The organism is Streptomyces sp. HUAS MG91, assembly GCF_040529335.1.
Classification (GTDB): domain Bacteria; phylum Actinomycetota; class Actinomycetes; order Streptomycetales; family Streptomycetaceae; genus Streptomyces; species Streptomyces tabacisoli.
Map to the genome: position 1 here is coordinate 2815064 of NZ_CP159534.1, position 14919 is coordinate 2829982.

15 protein-coding genes are annotated in these 14919 nt (G+C 72.2%); 6 read left to right on the forward strand and 9 right to left on the reverse strand.

Features of this window, described 5'->3' with window-relative positions:
• Nucleotides 1–19 precede the first annotated feature (19 nt).
• Both ABII15_RS13030 and ABII15_RS13035 read left to right on the forward strand, forming a co-directional pair.
• Complete coding sequence (locus tag ABII15_RS13030) at nt 20–1351, forward strand: GH1 family beta-glucosidase (protein WP_353942475.1); 1332 nt, start codon at nt 20–22, stop codon at nt 1349–1351.
• The gene (locus ABII15_RS13035) at nt 1348–2589 is read left to right on the forward strand and encodes an MFS transporter (RefSeq protein WP_353942476.1); all 1242 of its coding nucleotides are present in this window, start codon (nt 1348–1350) and stop codon (nt 2587–2589) included. The genes ABII15_RS13030 and ABII15_RS13035 overlap by 4 nt, the downstream gene beginning before the upstream one ends.
• Nucleotides 2590–2841: 252 nt before the next feature.
• Here ABII15_RS13035 and ABII15_RS13040 read toward each other — a convergent pair whose 3' ends face one another.
• Complete coding sequence (locus ABII15_RS13040) at nt 2842–3696, reverse strand: NAD(P)-dependent oxidoreductase (protein ID WP_353947045.1); 855 nt, start codon at nt 3694–3696, stop codon at nt 2842–2844.
• A 134-nt stretch (nt 3697–3830) separates the two neighbouring features.
• Between ABII15_RS13040 and ABII15_RS13045 the strand changes: the two genes are divergently transcribed.
• The gene (locus ABII15_RS13045; RefSeq protein WP_353942477.1) at nt 3831–4664 is read left to right on the forward strand and encodes a helix-turn-helix transcriptional regulator; all 834 of its coding nucleotides are present in this window, start codon (nt 3831–3833) and stop codon (nt 4662–4664) included.
• Here ABII15_RS13045 and era read toward each other — a convergent pair whose 3' ends face one another.
• Nucleotides 4665–5627, reverse strand: coding sequence for a GTPase Era (gene era / locus ABII15_RS13050; protein ID WP_353942478.1), 963 nt, complete (start codon nt 5625–5627; stop codon nt 4665–4667).
• Between the two features lie 137 nt (nt 5628–5764).
• On the opposite strand from era, the gene ABII15_RS13055 reads away from it, so the two are divergent.
• Together ABII15_RS13055 and ABII15_RS13060 are read left to right on the forward strand one after the other, a co-directional pair.
• Nucleotides 5765–7078, forward strand: coding sequence for an ammonium transporter (locus ABII15_RS13055; protein ID WP_353947046.1), 1314 nt, complete (start codon nt 5765–5767; stop codon nt 7076–7078).
• Nucleotides 7075–7413 carry a P-II family nitrogen regulator gene (locus ABII15_RS13060; protein ID WP_353942479.1) on the forward strand — a complete coding sequence of 113 codons (339 nt, stop codon included), beginning with the start codon at nt 7075–7077 and terminating at the stop codon, nt 7411–7413. Before ABII15_RS13055 ends, ABII15_RS13060 begins: the two co-directional genes overlap by 4 nt.
• 28 nt (nt 7414–7441) lie before the next feature.
• Here ABII15_RS13060 and ABII15_RS13065 read toward each other — a convergent pair whose 3' ends face one another.
• Entirely contained in the window at nt 7442–7801 is a 360-nt protein-coding gene (locus ABII15_RS13065) for a transglycosylase family protein (RefSeq protein ID WP_353942480.1), read from the reverse strand.
• Nucleotides 7802–8166: 365 nt separating this feature from the next.
• On the reverse strand, nt 8167–8520 hold the full coding sequence (locus ABII15_RS13070; RefSeq protein ID WP_353942481.1) for a cytidine deaminase: 354 nt from the start codon (nt 8518–8520) through the stop codon (nt 8167–8169).
• A 120-nt stretch (nt 8521–8640) separates the two neighbouring features.
• Between ABII15_RS13070 and ABII15_RS13075 the strand changes: the two genes are divergently transcribed.
• Entirely contained in the window at nt 8641–9618 is a 978-nt protein-coding gene (locus ABII15_RS13075; RefSeq protein WP_353942482.1) for an alcohol dehydrogenase catalytic domain-containing protein, read from the forward strand.
• A gap of 30 nt (nt 9619–9648) precedes the next feature.
• Here the strand turns inward: ABII15_RS13075 and ABII15_RS13080 are convergent, their stop codons facing one another.
• The 5 genes from ABII15_RS13080 to ABII15_RS13100 form a co-directional block, all read right to left on the reverse strand.
• Nucleotides 9649–10005, reverse strand: a complete 357-nt coding sequence (locus ABII15_RS13080) for an MmcQ/YjbR family DNA-binding protein (RefSeq protein WP_353942483.1) — start codon at nt 10003–10005, stop codon at nt 9649–9651.
• Nucleotides 10002–11294 (reverse strand): hemolysin family protein, encoded by a 1293-nt coding sequence (locus ABII15_RS13085; RefSeq protein ID WP_353942484.1) that lies wholly within the window; start codon nt 11292–11294, stop codon nt 10002–10004. The genes ABII15_RS13080 and ABII15_RS13085 overlap by 4 nt, the downstream gene beginning before the upstream one ends.
• On the reverse strand, nt 11291–11788 hold the full coding sequence (gene ybeY, locus ABII15_RS13090) for an rRNA maturation RNase YbeY (protein ID WP_353942485.1): 498 nt from the start codon (nt 11786–11788) through the stop codon (nt 11291–11293). Before ybeY ends, ABII15_RS13085 begins: the two co-directional genes overlap by 4 nt.
• Nucleotides 11789–11803: 15 nt before the next feature.
• Nucleotides 11804–13909, reverse strand: a complete 2106-nt coding sequence (locus ABII15_RS13095; protein WP_353942486.1) for a PhoH family protein — start codon at nt 13907–13909, stop codon at nt 11804–11806.
• Between the two features lie 163 nt (nt 13910–14072).
• Nucleotides 14073–14825: a GNAT family N-acetyltransferase gene (locus ABII15_RS13100; RefSeq protein ID WP_353942487.1), complete on the reverse strand. Its 753-nt coding sequence runs from the start codon at nt 14823–14825 to the stop codon at nt 14073–14075.
• Nucleotides 14826–14919: the final 94 nt, after the last annotated feature.

Sequence of the window (14919 nt, forward strand, 5' to 3'; positions counted from 1 at the left end):
GGTACGGATGATCGCGCCCATGGCAGCTACCCCGGATGCGCTCCCCTCCTTCCCGCCCGGCTTCCTGTGGGGCGTCGCCACGTCCGCCCACCAGATCGAGGGCGCCGTCGACCGGCGCGGCCCGTCGGTGTGGGACGCCTTCACCGCCGAGCCCGGCCACGTCAGGGACGGCACGACGGCCGGGACGGCCTGCGACCACGTGGCCCGCTACCGCGAGGACGTCGGACTCGTCCGCGACCTGGGCGTGGACGCCTACCGCTTCTCCGTCTCCTGGCCGCGGGTGCTGTCCCCCGGCGGCCTCGACTTCTACGACCGGCTCGTCGACGAGCTGTGCGCCCAGGGCATCCGCCCCGTGCCGACCCTCTTCCACTGGGACACCCCGCTGGAGATCGAGGAGGCGGGCGGCTGGCTGTCCCGGGACACCGCGGAGCGCTTCGCGGCGTACACGGCGACGGTCGCGGCCCGGCTCGGCGACCGGGTGGACCGGTGGATCACCCTCAACGAACCGGCGGAGCACACCCTGCTCGGCCACGCCCTGGGCGAGCACGCGCCCGGCCACAAGCTGCTCTTCGACGCGCTGCCGGTCGCCCACCACCAGCTCCTCGCGCACGGTCTGGCCTCGCGGGTGCTGCGCGAGCACGGCGCCACGGACATCGGCATCGCCAACTCGCACGGCCCGACCTGGCCCGCCTCCGCCGACCCGGCCGACACCGGGGCCGCCGACCTGTACGACATCATCCTGAACCGGCTGTTCTCCGATCCGCTGCTGCTCGGCCGCTACCCGGACGGATTCGCCGAGGCGATGCCGGGCGGCGACGTGGCCGGCGACCTGCGGACGATCTCCGAGGGCACGCTCGACTGGTACGGGGTGAACTACTACCAGCCGACGAAGGTGGGTGCCCCGCAAGCCGCGGACGTCGAGTTCTCCGGACTCACCCTCCCCGCCGAACTCCCCTTCTCCGTACGGCAGATCGAGGGATATCCGCGGACGGACTTCGACTGGCCGGTGGTCCCCGACGCCTTCGCCGAACTCCTCACCGGGCTGCGCGAGCGCTACGGCGACCGGCTGCCGCCGATCGTCGTCACCGAGAACGGCTGCGCGTACGACGGCATCGACGACCAGGGGCGCATCGCCTTCCTGGACGGTCATCTGCGGGCGCTGCACCGGGCGATCGGGGAAGGCGTCGACGTGCGCGGCTACTTCGTGTGGTCGCTGATGGACAACTTCGAGTGGGCGGAGGGCTTCACGAAGCGGTTCGGCCTCGTCCACGTCGACTACGCGACGCAGCGGCGCACCCCGAAGGCGTCGTACGGGTGGCTGCGGGACCAGTTGCGGCGGCAGCGGGGATGAGCGTCCCGGCGCTCGCGGAACCGTCCGAACGGGTCGGCCACGGCTGGACCGCGGCGCTGTCGCTCGCCAACGGGGCGATCTGGGTGGGCTGGTACGGCCCGTTGCAGATCCTGCTCGCCCGGCAGGCCGAGCGGTTCGCGCCCGGCACCGGCATGTCGAAGGAGTCGCTGCTGGCCTGGGTCACCGGGGTCGGGGCGGTGGTGTCGCTGGCCGCCAACCCGGTCTTCGGCGCCCTGTCGGACCGTACGGTGTCGCGGTTCGGGCGGCGCACGCCGTGGATCGTGGCGGGCACGGCGGGCGGCGCGCTGTCGCTGCTGCTGCTCGGCGGCGCCGACGCCGTGTGGGTGCTGTTCGCCGGGTGGTGCCTGGTGCAGCTGACGCTGAACGCGGCGTTCGCGGCGGTGACGGCCGCCGTGCCCGACCGGGTGCCCCGGCTTCAGCGCGGGTCCGTGGGCGGGTGGCTCGGCGCCGCGCAGATCCTCGGGGTCGTCGCCGGGACGGGGCTCGCGACGGTGGCGGGCGGAGTGCGGGCCGGGTACGTGGCGTGCGCCGTGTTCACGGTGGTGGGCGTGGTGCCGTACGTGGTGCGGTACGCGGATCTGCGGCTCGGTGCCGAGGCGCGGCCGGCGTGGTCCTGGCGGCGGTTCGCGGCCGGGTTCTGGCTGAGTCCGCGCCGGTATCCGGATCTGGGGTGGGCCTGGCTGACCCGGTTCCTGATCAATCTCGGCAACTCGCTGGTGCTGCTGTACCTCTTCTACTACCTGCGCGACCGGCTGCGGTACGGCGATCCGGACACGGGGGTGCTGATCCTGACCGCGGTGAACGGGGTGACGCTGCTCGGCACCGTGGTCGTCGGCGGGGCCTGGTCGGACCGGGTGGGGCGGCGCAAGCCGTTCGTGCTGTGGTCGGGGGTGCTGATGGCCGTCGCGACCGGGCTGCTGGCCTTCTGGCAGACGTGGCCGGGTGCCGTGGTCGCCGCCGCGGTGCTCGGGGTCGGGTTCGGGGTGTTCACCTCGGTCGACTTCGCGCTGATGACCGATGTCCTGCCGGCCGCGCTGGACCGGGGCAAGGACCTCGGCGTCATCAACGTCGCGAACTCCTTGCCCCAGGTCGCCGCGCCTGCGCTGGCCGCGCCGCTGGTGAACCAGTTGGGCGGGTACCGGGTGCTGTATCTGGTGGCGGCGGGGGTGGGGCTTGCCGGGGCCCTTCTGGTCCGGCGCATCAAGGGGGTGGCCTGAGCCTCGTCCGCCGTGTGCCGCTCTCGTCGTGGCTGGTCGCGCAGTTCCCCGCGCCCCTGACGGGGCGCATGCGCCCCCGCCGCCTTGGGCAATCTGCCGCCTGGGGCAGCAGGGTGGGCAAGGCGGCCCCCGGCGCGGGGCCAGCGCCTGAGGGGCGGCCAGTACAACGCCGTTCGCGGGTGCGGCCCCGGTGGGGGCTGAGCGCGCAGTTCCCCGCGCCCCTGGCGGGGCTATCGCCTGGCCCCGGCGGAGCTACAGCGCGCCGGCGTCGCGGGCCGTCCAGACCGACGGGAACACCGGGCGGTAGCCCAGTTCGTGGCGGATGCGGGCCGTCGACAGCACCGCGTGCCAGGGGTCCGGGGTCTCCTTCTCGTAGGACTCGGGCGGGATCGCCACCCCGCCCAGCTGAAGGATGTCCACCGTCGTCACGGGGGCGTCGTCCGCGATGTTGTAGACGCCGGACGCCCCCTCGGCGTACAGCAGCCGCCGCAGGCCCTGCGCCACATCGGCGTGGTGCCCCATGTGCAGCCGCTGCATCGCGGGCCACGCCGGCGCCCACTCGATCGCGGTGTCGAGGTGCGGGTCCCCGTCCCCGTACACGAACGGCAGCCGCGCGATCCGCAGGTCGTCGAGGCCCTCCAGCGCGCCCAGCGCCCGCTCGGCCTCCCACTTCGACTCGGGGTAGACGCCCCAGAGGTGCCCGCCCGGCACTGTCTCGTCCGTCTCGACCAGCGGCCTGCCCCGCCCGGCGCCGTACACGATCCCCGTACTGACCTGCACGAACCGCCGTACGCCCGAGGCCACCGCGGCCCGCCCCAGCTCGATCGCCGCGTCCCGGTTCACGGCCCGCGCCTCCTCGTCCGGCACCCCGCGGAACGCCGCGGCGACGTTCACCACCGCGTCCACCCCGGCCGTCGCCTTCCCCAGCACGGCGGCGTCCCGCAGATCGCCGACCACGACCTCCGCGCCCAGCTCCGCGAACCGCTCCCCGCGCGCCTCGTCACGGACGAGCACCCGCACCCGGTCGCCCTGCGGAGCGCTCTGCAACAGCCGTGGCACGAACCGCCGTCCGACCTGTCCCGTCGCTCCGGTCACCAACGTCAGCATGGCCGCCTCCTCGATCTCGTCGTACAAGGCCATGACCGAAGCCTGCGCGGCCCGCGCGTCCGGCGGGAGAGACGCGCTTGTCCAGGGAGCGGCGCTCCCTGGATACGGGCCCGCCGGCGCGCGATGCTGGACGGGTGAACCGAGCCGAACTCGCCGACTTCCTGCGCCGCGCCCGCACCCGCCTCAGCCCCTCCGACGTGGGCCTGGCCACAGGCGCCCGGCGGCGCACACCGGGACTGCGCCGCGAAGAGGTGGCGCAGCTCGCCGGGATGTCCACGGACTACTACACGCGCCTGGAGCAGCGCCGCGGCTCGCACCCCTCCCGGCAGATGCTCGGCGCGCTGGCCCGCGCGCTGCGGCTGACCGACGCCGAGCGCGACCACCTGTTCCACCTGGCGGGCGACGAGCCGCCCCGCCCCGGCACCTCGTCGGGCCACGTCCGCCCGGGGCTGCTGATGATCCTGGACCGGCTGCACGACCTGCCGGCCGCGGTGCTCAGCGACTGGGGCGAGAGCCTGGCGCAGAACACGATGTCGATCGCGCTGAGCGGCGACCTGACCGGGGTGAACCTGATCCGCCGCTGGTTCGCGCAGCCGGAGACGCGGGCGATGTTCCCGCCGGAGAACCACGAGATGCACGGCCGCGCCCATGTGGCGGGCCTGCGCGCGGTCACCGCGGCCCGCCCGGACGACCCGGGACCGGCCGCGCTGGTGGCCGAACTGCGCGCCGGGTCGGCGGAGTTCGAGGAGTTGTGGCGCTCCCACGAGGTCGTGGTGCGCCGCCCGTCACCGAAGCGCTTCCTGCACCCGGTGGTCGGCACGCTCGACCTGGACTGCGAGGTGCTGCTCAGTGACGGGCACGGCCAGCAGCTCGTGGTGCACTCGGCGCGGCCGGGCACGGACACGTACGAGCGGCTTGAGCTGCTGCGGGTGATAGGGCTCCAGGACCTGAGCCCCAGCACCGGCTGATCAGAAGCCCAGCTTGCGCAGCTGGCGCGGGTCGCGCTGCCAGTCCTTGGCGACCTTGACGTGCAGGTCGAGGTAGACGGGCGTACCGAGCAGCGCCTCGATCTGCTTGCGGGACTTGATGCCGACCTCCTTCAGGCGCTTGCCCTTGGGGCCGATGATGATGCCCTTCTGGCTGGGCCGCTCGATGTAGACGAAGGCGTGGATGTCCAGGAGCGGCTTGTCGGCGGGCCGGTCCTCGCGCGGCAGCATCTCCTCGACGACGACGGCGATGGAGTGCGGCAGCTCGTCGCGGACGCCCTCCAGCGCGGCCTCGCGGATCAGCTCGGCGACCATGACCTGCTCGGGTTCGTCGGTGAGGTCGCCCTCGGGGTAGAGCGCGGGGCCCTCGGGGAGGAGGGGGACGATCAGGTCGGCGAGGAGGCCCACCTGCTTGTCGCCGACGGCGGAGACCGGGATGATCTCGGCCCACTGGAAGCCGAGCTCCTTGCCGAGCTGGTCGATGGCGATGAGCTGCTCGGCGAGCTGCTTGCTGTCGACGAGGTCGGTCTTGGTGACGATCGCGATCTTCGGCGTCTTCTTGATGGACGCGAGTTCCTTGGCGATGAAGCGGTCGCCGGGGCCCAGCTTCTCGTTCGCCGGGAGGCAGAAGCCGATCACGTCGACCTCGGCCCAGGTGGTGCGCACCACGTCGTTGAGCCGCTCGCCGAGCAGGGTGCGCGGCTTGTGCAGGCCGGGGGTGTCCACCAGGATCAGCTGCGCGTCGTCGCGGTGCACGATGCCGCGCACGGTGTGCCGCGTGGTCTGCGGCTGGTCGGCGGTGATCGCCACCTTCTTGCCGACCAGAGCGTTCGTGAGGGTGGACTTGCCCGCGTTGGGGCGGCCGACGAAGCAGGCGAAACCCGCGCGGTGGACGGCTTCCCCGGAGGGCTGGGACTGCTGGGTACGAGCGCTCATGGCGCCCATTCTCCCTGATGTCAGGGGGGCCGCAGCACGGTGAGCTTCCGGTAACCCCCCGGCAACACGAAACACGGAGGAAACTCCCGGGTAGGGAATCGGAAACGCGGGCCCGTGACGCTGTCCCGATGACCGCGACGACCGTCATGACCGCATCGCCCCTGGCCGCTCCCGCCCTCGACTCCGGTGACACCGCCTGGCTGCTCGCCGCCACCGCGCTCGTCCTGCTGATGACACCGGGCCTCGCGCTGTTCTACGGCGGCATGGTCCGCACGAAGTCCGTCCTCAACATGCTGATGATGAGCTTCGTGTCGATCGCCCTCGTGACGGTGGTCTGGCTGGTCGCGGGCTACTCGCTCGCCTTCGGCGACGACGCGTTCGGCGGGCTGATCGGTGATCTGTCGCACGCCGGGATGGCGGGCATCGGCCCGGACTCGGTCACCGGCACGGTCCCCACCTTCCTCTTCACCACCTTCCAGCTGACCTTCGCGATCATCACGGCGGCGCTGATCAGCGGGGCAGTCGCGGACCGTACCCGGTTCGGGGCATGGCTGGTCTTCGTACCGGTGTGGGCACTGCTCGTATACGTCCCCGTGGCGCACTGGGTCTGGGGCCCGGACGGCTGGATCGCGAACCGGCTCGGCACTCTCGACTTCGCGGGCGGCCTGGTCGTCGAGATCGCCTCGGGCGCCTCGGGGCTCGCCCTGTGTCTGGTGCTCGGCCCGCGCATCGGGTTCAAGAAGGACGCCATGCGCCCGCACAACCTGCCCATGGTGATCATGGGCGCGGGGCTGCTCTGGTTCGGCTGGCTCGGCTTCAACGGCGGTTCGGCGCTCGGCGCGAACGGGGTCGCCGCGGCCTCCCTCTTCAACACCCTGATCGCGGGCTGCACGGGCCTGCTGGGCTGGCTGTTCGTGGAGCAGAGGCGGGACGGGCACCCGACGACGTTCGGCGCGGCCTCGGGTGCGGTGGCCGGGCTGGTCGCGATCACGCCCGCGTGCGGGGTGGTCGGGGTGCTGGGCGCGGCCGTGGTCGGGCTCGCGGCGGGCGTCGTCTGCTCGTACGCGGTCGCCTGGAAGTTCCGGTTCCACTACGACGACTCGCTGGACGTGGTGGGCGTGCACTTCGTCGGCGGTGTGGTGGGCACGCTGCTGATCGGCCTGTTCGCGACGTCGGCGATGACCGGCTCGGCGGCGAAGGAGGGGCTGTTCTACGGCGGCGGGTTCGGGCAGCTGGGCAAGCAGGCGCTCGCCGTGCTGGTCGTGGCCGCGTACACCTTCCTCGTCACGTACGGGATCGGGAAGGTCATCGACCGGCTGCTGGGCTTCCGGGCGGAGGCCGAGGCGGAGCTGACGGGACTCGACCAGACGACGCACGCGGAGAGTGCGTACGATCACGGCGTCCTCAGTGCCTCCACGCACCCCGCACACGCTCCCGCTGCCCGAAAGGTCGCGCCATGAAGCTGATCACCGCGGTCGTCAAGCCGTACCGCCTCGACGAGGTCAAGACGGCGTTGCAAGAGGTGGGCGTCCAGGGTCTGACGGTGACCGAGGCCAGTGGTTACGGGCGGCAGCGCGGGCACACCGAGGTGTACCGGGGCGCCGAGTACCAGGTCGATCTGGTGCCGAAGGTGCGGATCGAGGTCGTCGTCGCGGACGAGGACGCGGAGCCCGCGATGGATGCCATCGTGCGGGCCGCCCGGACGGGGAAGATCGGTGACGGCAAGGTCTGGGCCGTGCCCGTCGACACCGTGGTGCGGGTGCGGACGGGCGAACGGGGCCCCGACGCCGTCTGAGACGTGCTGCTTACAGGCTGAGCCTTGCTTACAGGCTGACGCCGCAGTGCGGCCAGGCGCCCGCGCCCTGGTCGGCGAGGACCTTCTGGGCGACGGTGATCTGCTCGGCCTTGGACGCCTGGTGGGCGTTGGCGGCGTACTGGGTGCCGCCGTACGCGGCCCAGGTGGACGGGGTGAACTGCAGACCGCCGGAGAAGCCGTTGCCGGTGTTGGCGGACCAGTTGCCGCCGGACTCGCACTGCGCGACGGCGTCCCAGGAGCCGGCCGACGTCGCCGCGGAGGCGGAGCCGGTGCCGGCGATCACCATGGCGCCGGAGGCGCCGACGAGGGCGGTGCCGACGGCGAGGGCACGGACACGGGACGAGGTCTTGCGGGCAAGGGAGAACACGTAGAAAAACCTTTGTTCGGGGTCGGGGACCGCCCGGCGCTTCCCAGGTTCGGGAGCTGCGAAACGCATCGGCGTCGGGCAACAGCTCCACCATGACCGTCGTGTCCGGGTTTGCCCCATGAGGCGAAAGTCCCGTCGACGGGACTTTGGTCCTTCTTTCACCCCGCGCCGCACCGGGGCCCCCGCCCCGGGCCGAACCGCCCTCGCCCTTGCCCCGCACGGCCCGTACGCCCTCCGGGGACGACAGCGCGGGCCGGGACCAAAGTCCCGGCCCGCGGCCGACGTGAGCGTCTTCACTCCCGAACGGCGGAAGCCGCTCTATTACTGGGCGAGCGGCATTTCCTGTGACCCACGCCTCGCGCGGGTCAGCCGGCCTCGACGGTCGCCCGGACCGTCCCGTCGGCCGCCGCGAGGAACACCGGGGTGCCGCTGCCGCCGAGATCGCGCACGGCGGCGAGGTCCGCGTCCTCCAAGGCGTCCGCCGCCGAGACCACGGCCGCCGCCTCCAGGGACTGCGCGCCGGAGGCCACGGCCATGGCGACGGCCGTCCGCAGCGCGCTCAGCTTCAGGGAGTCCAGGGCGACGGTGCCCGCGACATAGGTGCGCCCGGTCTCGTCGCGCACGGCGGCGCCCTCGGGCACGCCGTTGCGGGCCCGCGCCGAGCGGGCCAGGGTGACGATCTTGCGGTCCTCGGGGTCGAGGTCGGTGCTGTCAGTCATGGGGTGAGCATAAGGAGGCGGCCCGCACCGGCCCGCACCGGCTCGGTGGAGATTCTAGATAACTAACCAGTTCGTACATTAGAGTGGCAGTCCCCGAGGCACCGACCCGCAGGAGCCCGTATGAAGGCCGTCGTCCTCACCGCCCCCCGCCGCCTCGCCGTCGTCGACGACCTGCCGGAGCCCGTCCCCGGCCCCGGCGACGTCGTCGTCGCGCTCGAAGGACTCGGCGTCTGCGGCTCCGACCTCTCCGTCTACGAGGGCCATCGCGCCGTCCCCGCCACGCCCTGGGTCGTCGGGCACGAGGCGTTCGGCCGGATCGTGGCGACCGGCTCCGCCGTCACCGGGCACACCGTGGGCCGCCGGGTCGTCGTCGAGCCGAACTACGCGTGCCTGGACTGCGCGGACTGCCGCCGCGGGCTGACCTCGGCGTGCCCGCACCGGGCGATCGTGGGCATGAACGCGCCGGGGCTGCTGGCGGAGCGCTTCGCGGTGCCGGCCGGCTTCGCGCACGCCGTCCCCGACGACCTGGACGTGCGGGACCTGGCCGCGTTCGAGCCGTACGCGGTGGCGCGCACGGCGGTCGCGCGCAGCGGGATCACCAAGGGCGAGCGGGCCCTGGTGCTCGGCGCCGGCGCGCAGGGACTCCTGGTCAGCCAGTCGCTGCTGGCCCTCGGCGCCGAGCCGGTCGTCGTCGAACTGCAGCCCGGGCGCCTCGCCCGCGCGGTCGCTCTCGGCGCCACCGCGGCGGGCGACGACGACCGCGGTTTCCTGAGGCTCTACGAGACGACGGGCGCCGCCCCGGCCCTGGCGGCGGCCCTCCCCCGCCTCGCCCCGGGCGCCACCCTCACCCTGATCGGCCTCGACCCGGCCCCGCTGCCGCTCACGACGGACCAGGTGGTGCGCGGCCTGCTCACGATCCAGGGCTCCCTGATCTACGACCACCCGCACGACTTCCGGGCCGCCCTGGACGACATCACGTCCGGCCGCGTCCACCCGTCGGTGGCCCTTACCACGCGATACGCCTTCCAGGACGCGCCGCGCGCGTTCGCGGAGGCCAGGGGGCAGGCGGGGAAGACGTGGATCGAGGGGCCGCGCTAGGGCGTGTGTCGCCTTGAGGCGTGTGTCGCCCTAAGGCCGGTCCAGCTTCAGCCGCTCCGCCCGCGGCAGCCCCGCCACCACCAGGTCGTACGAGTCCTCGACCAGTTCGCGGACGAAGGACGCCGGCAGCTCCCCCACCGACACCGTGTTCCAGTGCCGCTTGTTCATGTGCCAGCCCGGCCGGACCGCGCCCTCGTGCTCGCGGCGGAGCCGGATCGCGTCCTCGGGGTCGCACTTGAGGTTCACCGTCAGGGGCCGCGCGTCCAGGCTGCTCAGGGCGAACATCTTGCCCAGGACCTTGAAGACCGAGGCCTCCGGGCCGAAGGGGAACTCCTCCACCGCCGCGTTGAACGACAGGCAGAGCGCCCGCAGCTCCTCGGGGGTCATTCCTCGTCCTCTCCCTTCGGGGGGACCGGCTCCACGAGCACCGTCACGATCTTGTTCCGGCGGCCGGCCGAGTCCTCCGCGGTCAACCGCAGCTCCCGCCCGTCCGGCAACGCCACCTGGGCGGACGCGCCCGCGATCGGCACCCGGCCGAGCGCCTTGGCGAGCAGTCCGCCGACCGTCTCCACGTCCTCGTCGTCGTACTCCTCGATGCCGTACAGCTCACCGAGGTCGCCGATGTCGAGACGCGCGGTGACCCGGAAGCGGTCGTCGCCCAGCTCCTCCACCGGCGGCAGCTCCCGGTCGTACTCGTCGGTGATCTCGCCGACGATCTCCTCCAGGATGTCCTCGATGGTGACGATGCCGGCCGTGCCGCCGTACTCGTCGATGACGACGGCGACGTGGTTGCGCAGCTGCTGCATCTCGCGCAGCAGGTCACCGGCGTTCTTGGTGTCGGGGACGAAGGCTGCCGGGCGCATCGCCGTCGAGACCAGCTCGGCCTCGGCGTCGCGGCTGATGTGCGTCTTCCTGACCAGGTCCTTCAGATACACGATGCCGACGACGTCGTCCTCGCTCTCGCCGACCACCGGGATCCGGGAGAAACCGGAGCGCAGGGCCAGCGTGAGCGCCTGGCGGATCGTCTTGTAGCGCTCGATGACGACGAGGTCGGTGCGCGGCACCATGACCTCGCGGACCAGGGTGTCGCCCAGCTCGAAGACCGAGTGCACCATGCGGCGCTCCTCGTCCTCGATCAGCGACTCCTTCTCGGCGAGGTCGACCATGGCGCGCAGTTCCGCCTCGGAGGCGAACGGGCCGCGGCGGAAGCCCTTGCCGGGCGTCAGCGCGTTGCCGATGAGGATCAGCAGGGGCGGGATCGGGCCCATGATCCGGGCCAGCGGCAGCAGCACGTACGCGGCGGCCGTCGCCGTGTTCAGCGGGTGCTGGCGGCCGATGGTGCGCGGCGAGACGCCGACGGCGACGTAACTCACCAGGACCATCACGCCGATCGCGACGAGCAGCGCCTGCCAGGTCTCGCTGAACTGCTCCAGGCACGCGTACGTGACCAGGGTCGCCGCCGCCATCTCGCACGCCACCCGGACCAGGAGTGCCACGTTCAGATAGCGGGTCGGGTCGGCGGCGACCTGGGCCAGCTTCGCGCTGCCGCGCCGCCCGGAGCGGACGGCCTCCTCGGCGCGGAAGCTCGACGTGCGGGCGATGCCGGCCTCGGCGCACGCCGCCAGCCAGGCGACGACGACCAGGGCGACGGCGCCCGCGATCAGGGAAAGGCTCATGACACGGTCGGGGCCGGCGACGGACCCTCGATCCCCTTCTCCGCGCGCCAGCCGTCCACGATGGCCGCCTGGAGCCCGAACATCTCGGCCTTCTCGTCGGGCTCCTCGTGGTCGTAACCGAGCAGGTGCAGCACGCCGTGCACGGTGAGCAGCTGGAGCTCCTCGTCCATGGAGTGCTCCGTCGGCGCCTCGGCGCCCTGCTTCTTGGCGACCTCGGGGCAGAGCACGATGTCACCGAGGAGCCCCTGCGGGGGCTCCTCGTCGTCCTTCATCGGCGGACGCAGCTCGTCCATCGGGAAGGACATGACATCCGTCGGCCCCGGCAGGTCCATCCACTGCACGTGCAGCTGCTCCATGGCGTCGTCGTCCACGACGATCACCGAGAGCTCGGAGAGCGGGTGGATGCGCATCCGCGCGAGGGCGTAGCGGGCGATGTCGAGGATCGCCTGCTCGTCGACCTCGGTTCCGGACTCGTTGTTGACGTCGATCGACATGACGCTGTTGGTTCTCTACTTCCCTCTGGGGCGGCCCTTGTGGGTGCCGTTCTCCGTGCCGTGCTCGGTGTCGTACTTCTCGTACGCGTCGACGATACGGCCGACCAGCTTGTGCCTCACGACATCCTGGGACGACAGGCGGGAGAAGTGCACGTCGTCGACGCCCTCCAGGATCTCCTGGACCTGCCGCAGCCCCGACTTCGTGCCGTTGGGCAGGTCGACCTGCGTCACGTCACCGGTGATCACGATCTTCGACTCGAACCCGAGCCGGGTCAGGAACATCTTCATCTGCTCGGGGCTCGTGTTCTGGGCCTCGTCGAGGATGATGAAGGCATCGTTCAGGGTGTTGTGCGTCAGCAGGTAGTCCTGCGTGATGTAGAGGGAGTCCTCCGCCGCCACCTGGATGCAGACCGTCTCCTCGCGACCCGCGGGCTCAATCGAGTCGATGAACCGCATCGGGCGGCCACCGCCTCCGGCCGCGCGGTACTTCTCGGCCTTGCGGGCGAGACGGAAAGGCTCGATGCCTTCGGGAAGGCGGATGTCGACGACGTGGCTGTCGTAGCGGTGGGCCGCCAGGGCGGTGCCCTGCTCACGGTCCTTCGCCAGCCGTCGGCGCGTGTAGGCGACCCCGCCCAGCGACTGGACCAGGGCGATGACGTCGTCGCGCAGGAGGATGGACGCCGTGGAGTACTGGACCCGGCAGGTGCGGTCCTTCTGCGTGACCGGGCCGCCGTCCGAGTCGAGCAGCCCCTGCAGGACCGCGAGCCGCACCTCGGACGTGTTGTACAGGTAGTCGTCCGGGACGAACTTCGAGTGCGAGCGGGTGCCGACCAGGTCGAGCTGACGCAGCATGCCCGTCACGGGGTTCTCGATGGTGACGACGTCGCCGGGCGACTTGACGCGGTTGAGCACGTAGTCCGGACCGGTCCTGTGGCGCACCGCGACCCCGGGCAGAGCGGCTTCCAGCGCCTCCGCCAACTCGCCGTCCTCCGTCGCGAAGGACGGCGTGGTGGAACCCGTCAGACAACCGTCCCCGAGCAGCAGGCCCAGCGCGTAGGGGTCCATCGGGACGGCACGCTCAGGGAACTCGACCGGCGCCGTCAGCATCGGCAGCTCGTACCTGCGGTAGTGCGCGGCCCGCAGGTTTCCGATCATGTCCTGGGTCTCCAGGACCCGCCACGGCTTGTCGCGGCGCGCGTCGTCCCGCGTCCTGACCGTCCACAGGTGCTCACCGCAAGCCAGTGTCCAGGCACCGTCCTGGGCGGTGACGCGGTAGACGTCCTTCTCGCCCTGCGGATAGACGCCGAGGACCGGGGTCGGTTCGCCGTCGGAGCCCATGACCAGGTCGCCGACCTGAAGGTCGCCGATGGGCCGCCAGCCGTCCGGCGTGAGGACGTTGGTGAAGGTCGGCTGCGCCCGGCCTCGCATGTACGCCAGCGGCGCCACCTCGATCGTGCCCGCCGCCATCAGGCGCGGGATCGAGTCGGGGTCGAGCATGTCGTGCAGGGCGTCGTACAGCGGGCGCAGGTACGGGTCGATCTTCTCGTAGAGGGTGCCGGGCAGGAAGCCCAGGCGCTCGCCGGCCTCGACCGCGGGGCGGGTCAGGATGATGCGGTTGACCTGCTTGGACTGGAGGGCCTGGACCGCCTTGGCCATCGCCAGGTAGGTCTTGCCGGTGCCCGCGGGGCCGATGCCGAAGACGATCGTGTGCTTGTCGATCGCGTCGACGTACCGCTTCTGGTTCAGCGTCTTGGGGCGGATCGTGCGGCCGCGCGAGGAGAGGATGTTCTGGGTGAGGACCTCGGCGGGGGTCTCCGTCCCGTCGCCCTCCCCGTTCTGCGTCGCCTTCAGCATGGCGATGGAGCGCTCCACGGCGTCCTCGGTCATCGGTGCTCCCGTCCTCAGGACCAGCATCATCTCGTCGAACAGGCGCTGGACGAGGGCCACTTCGGCGGGCTCTCCGGTCGCACTGATCTCGTTGCCCCGGACGTGGATGTCGGCCTCCGGGAAGGCCTGCTCGATCACTCGCAGCAGTGCGTCGCCGGATCCCAGGACCTCGACCATGGGGTGCTTGGCCGGGACGGTGAACTGCGCGCGGGCGCTGGATGGTGTCTGCGTCATGAGCCGGGCCGGTGGCCCTTGCTTCCTCCCCGTACGGGCTGGTGAAATCTGCGGATCTTGCTGCGGGTACTACACCGCCAAGGGTACGGCGCGGGTACGACAACGCCGAGCGGGTTTCCGGATACGGCCGGGGCCCCGGGGGCGGGCCCCGGCCGCCGGTGGCTCAGGCTTCGAGCCGGGTGTACAGGCGGGTGCCGCGCGGCTGGAAGCCGACGCGTTCGTAGACGCGGCGGGAGTCCTGGCCGCCGTACTCGAGCCACACCGAGCCGGTGCCGCGTTCGTGCAGCATCGTGCGGGCCAGTTCCGCGGTGACGGCGGCGGCGATGCCCCGGCCGCGGTGGGCGGGGCGGGTGCCGACGCCGGCCAGTTCGGCGGTGCCCGCGGCGGGCGCGCTGCACAGGGCTCCCCCGGCGACGGTGCCGTCCGCGGCCCGGACGAGGCGGACGGCGCCGCCGGTGTCGGCGGTGCGGCGCAGCCGGGCCGCGCCCTCCTCGGACGGCGGGAACTCCCCGCCGAACGCCTCGGCGAGGGCCGCGTCGAGGTCGAAGTAGTCGGCGTCGGCCGTCGGGGCGTCGACGGACGGGCCCGCCTCCGGCACGGCGAGCGTGTCGGGGGTGCACACCAGGTAGGTGTGCTCGGCCTCGGTGGTGAAGCCCGCGGCGGCGAGCGCGGCGGCCGCCCGCGGCGCGGCGTCCGGCGCGAACTCCAGGCGGGGCGTCAGGCCCCGCTCGCGGAACGCGTCGACGAGGGCCGCCACGTCGGCCGCGGTGGGTGCGGCGCCGGGCAGCGGGGTGGCGTAGTTGATGAACGGGCTGGTGGTGTCCGGGTCGAGGCCGAGGACGAAACCGCCGGTCTCCACGGGCGCCGGGCGGCGGCGCAGGTGGGCGACGGTGAAGAGCTGGACGTCGTGGTCCATGGTGATGGTGATTCCCTCACGTGAGAAAAGCGCACAGAAGTGGGTGCGTGGGGCCGCCGTGAGGAGCGAGCTGAGCGGAGGGCTCAGAGCCGAC

Coding starts and splice junctions, on each gene's coding strand:
- ABII15_RS13030 (WP_353942475.1), top strand. CDS start 20: ATGGCAGCTACCCCGGATGCGCTCCCCTCCTTCCCGCCCGGCTTCCTG.
- ABII15_RS13035 (WP_353942476.1), top strand. CDS start 1,348: ATGAGCGTCCCGGCGCTCGCGGAACCGTCCGAACGGGTCGGCCACGGC.
- ABII15_RS13040 (WP_353947045.1), bottom strand. CDS start 3,696: ATGCTGACGTTGGTGACCGGAGCGACGGGACAGGTCGGACGGCGGTTC.
- era (WP_353942478.1), bottom strand. CDS start 5,627: ATGGGCGCCATGAGCGCTCGTACCCAGCAGTCCCAGCCCTCCGGGGAA.
- ABII15_RS13055 (WP_353947046.1), top strand. CDS start 5,765: ATGACCGCATCGCCCCTGGCCGCTCCCGCCCTCGACTCCGGTGACACC.
- ABII15_RS13060 (WP_353942479.1), top strand. CDS start 7,075: ATGAAGCTGATCACCGCGGTCGTCAAGCCGTACCGCCTCGACGAGGTC.
- ABII15_RS13070 (WP_353942481.1), bottom strand. CDS start 8,520: ATGACTGACAGCACCGACCTCGACCCCGAGGACCGCAAGATCGTCACC.
- ABII15_RS13075 (WP_353942482.1), top strand. CDS start 8,641: ATGAAGGCCGTCGTCCTCACCGCCCCCCGCCGCCTCGCCGTCGTCGAC.
- ABII15_RS13080 (WP_353942483.1), bottom strand. CDS start 10,005: ATGACCCCCGAGGAGCTGCGGGCGCTCTGCCTGTCGTTCAACGCGGCG.
- ABII15_RS13085 (WP_353942484.1), bottom strand. CDS start 11,294: ATGAGCCTTTCCCTGATCGCGGGCGCCGTCGCCCTGGTCGTCGTCGCC.
- ybeY (WP_353942485.1), bottom strand. CDS start 11,788: ATGTCGATCGACGTCAACAACGAGTCCGGAACCGAGGTCGACGAGCAG.
- ABII15_RS13095 (WP_353942486.1), bottom strand. CDS start 13,909: ATGACGCAGACACCATCCAGCGCCCGCGCGCAGTTCACCGTCCCGGCC.
- ABII15_RS13100 (WP_353942487.1), bottom strand. CDS start 14,825: ATGGACCACGACGTCCAGCTCTTCACCGTCGCCCACCTGCGCCGCCGC.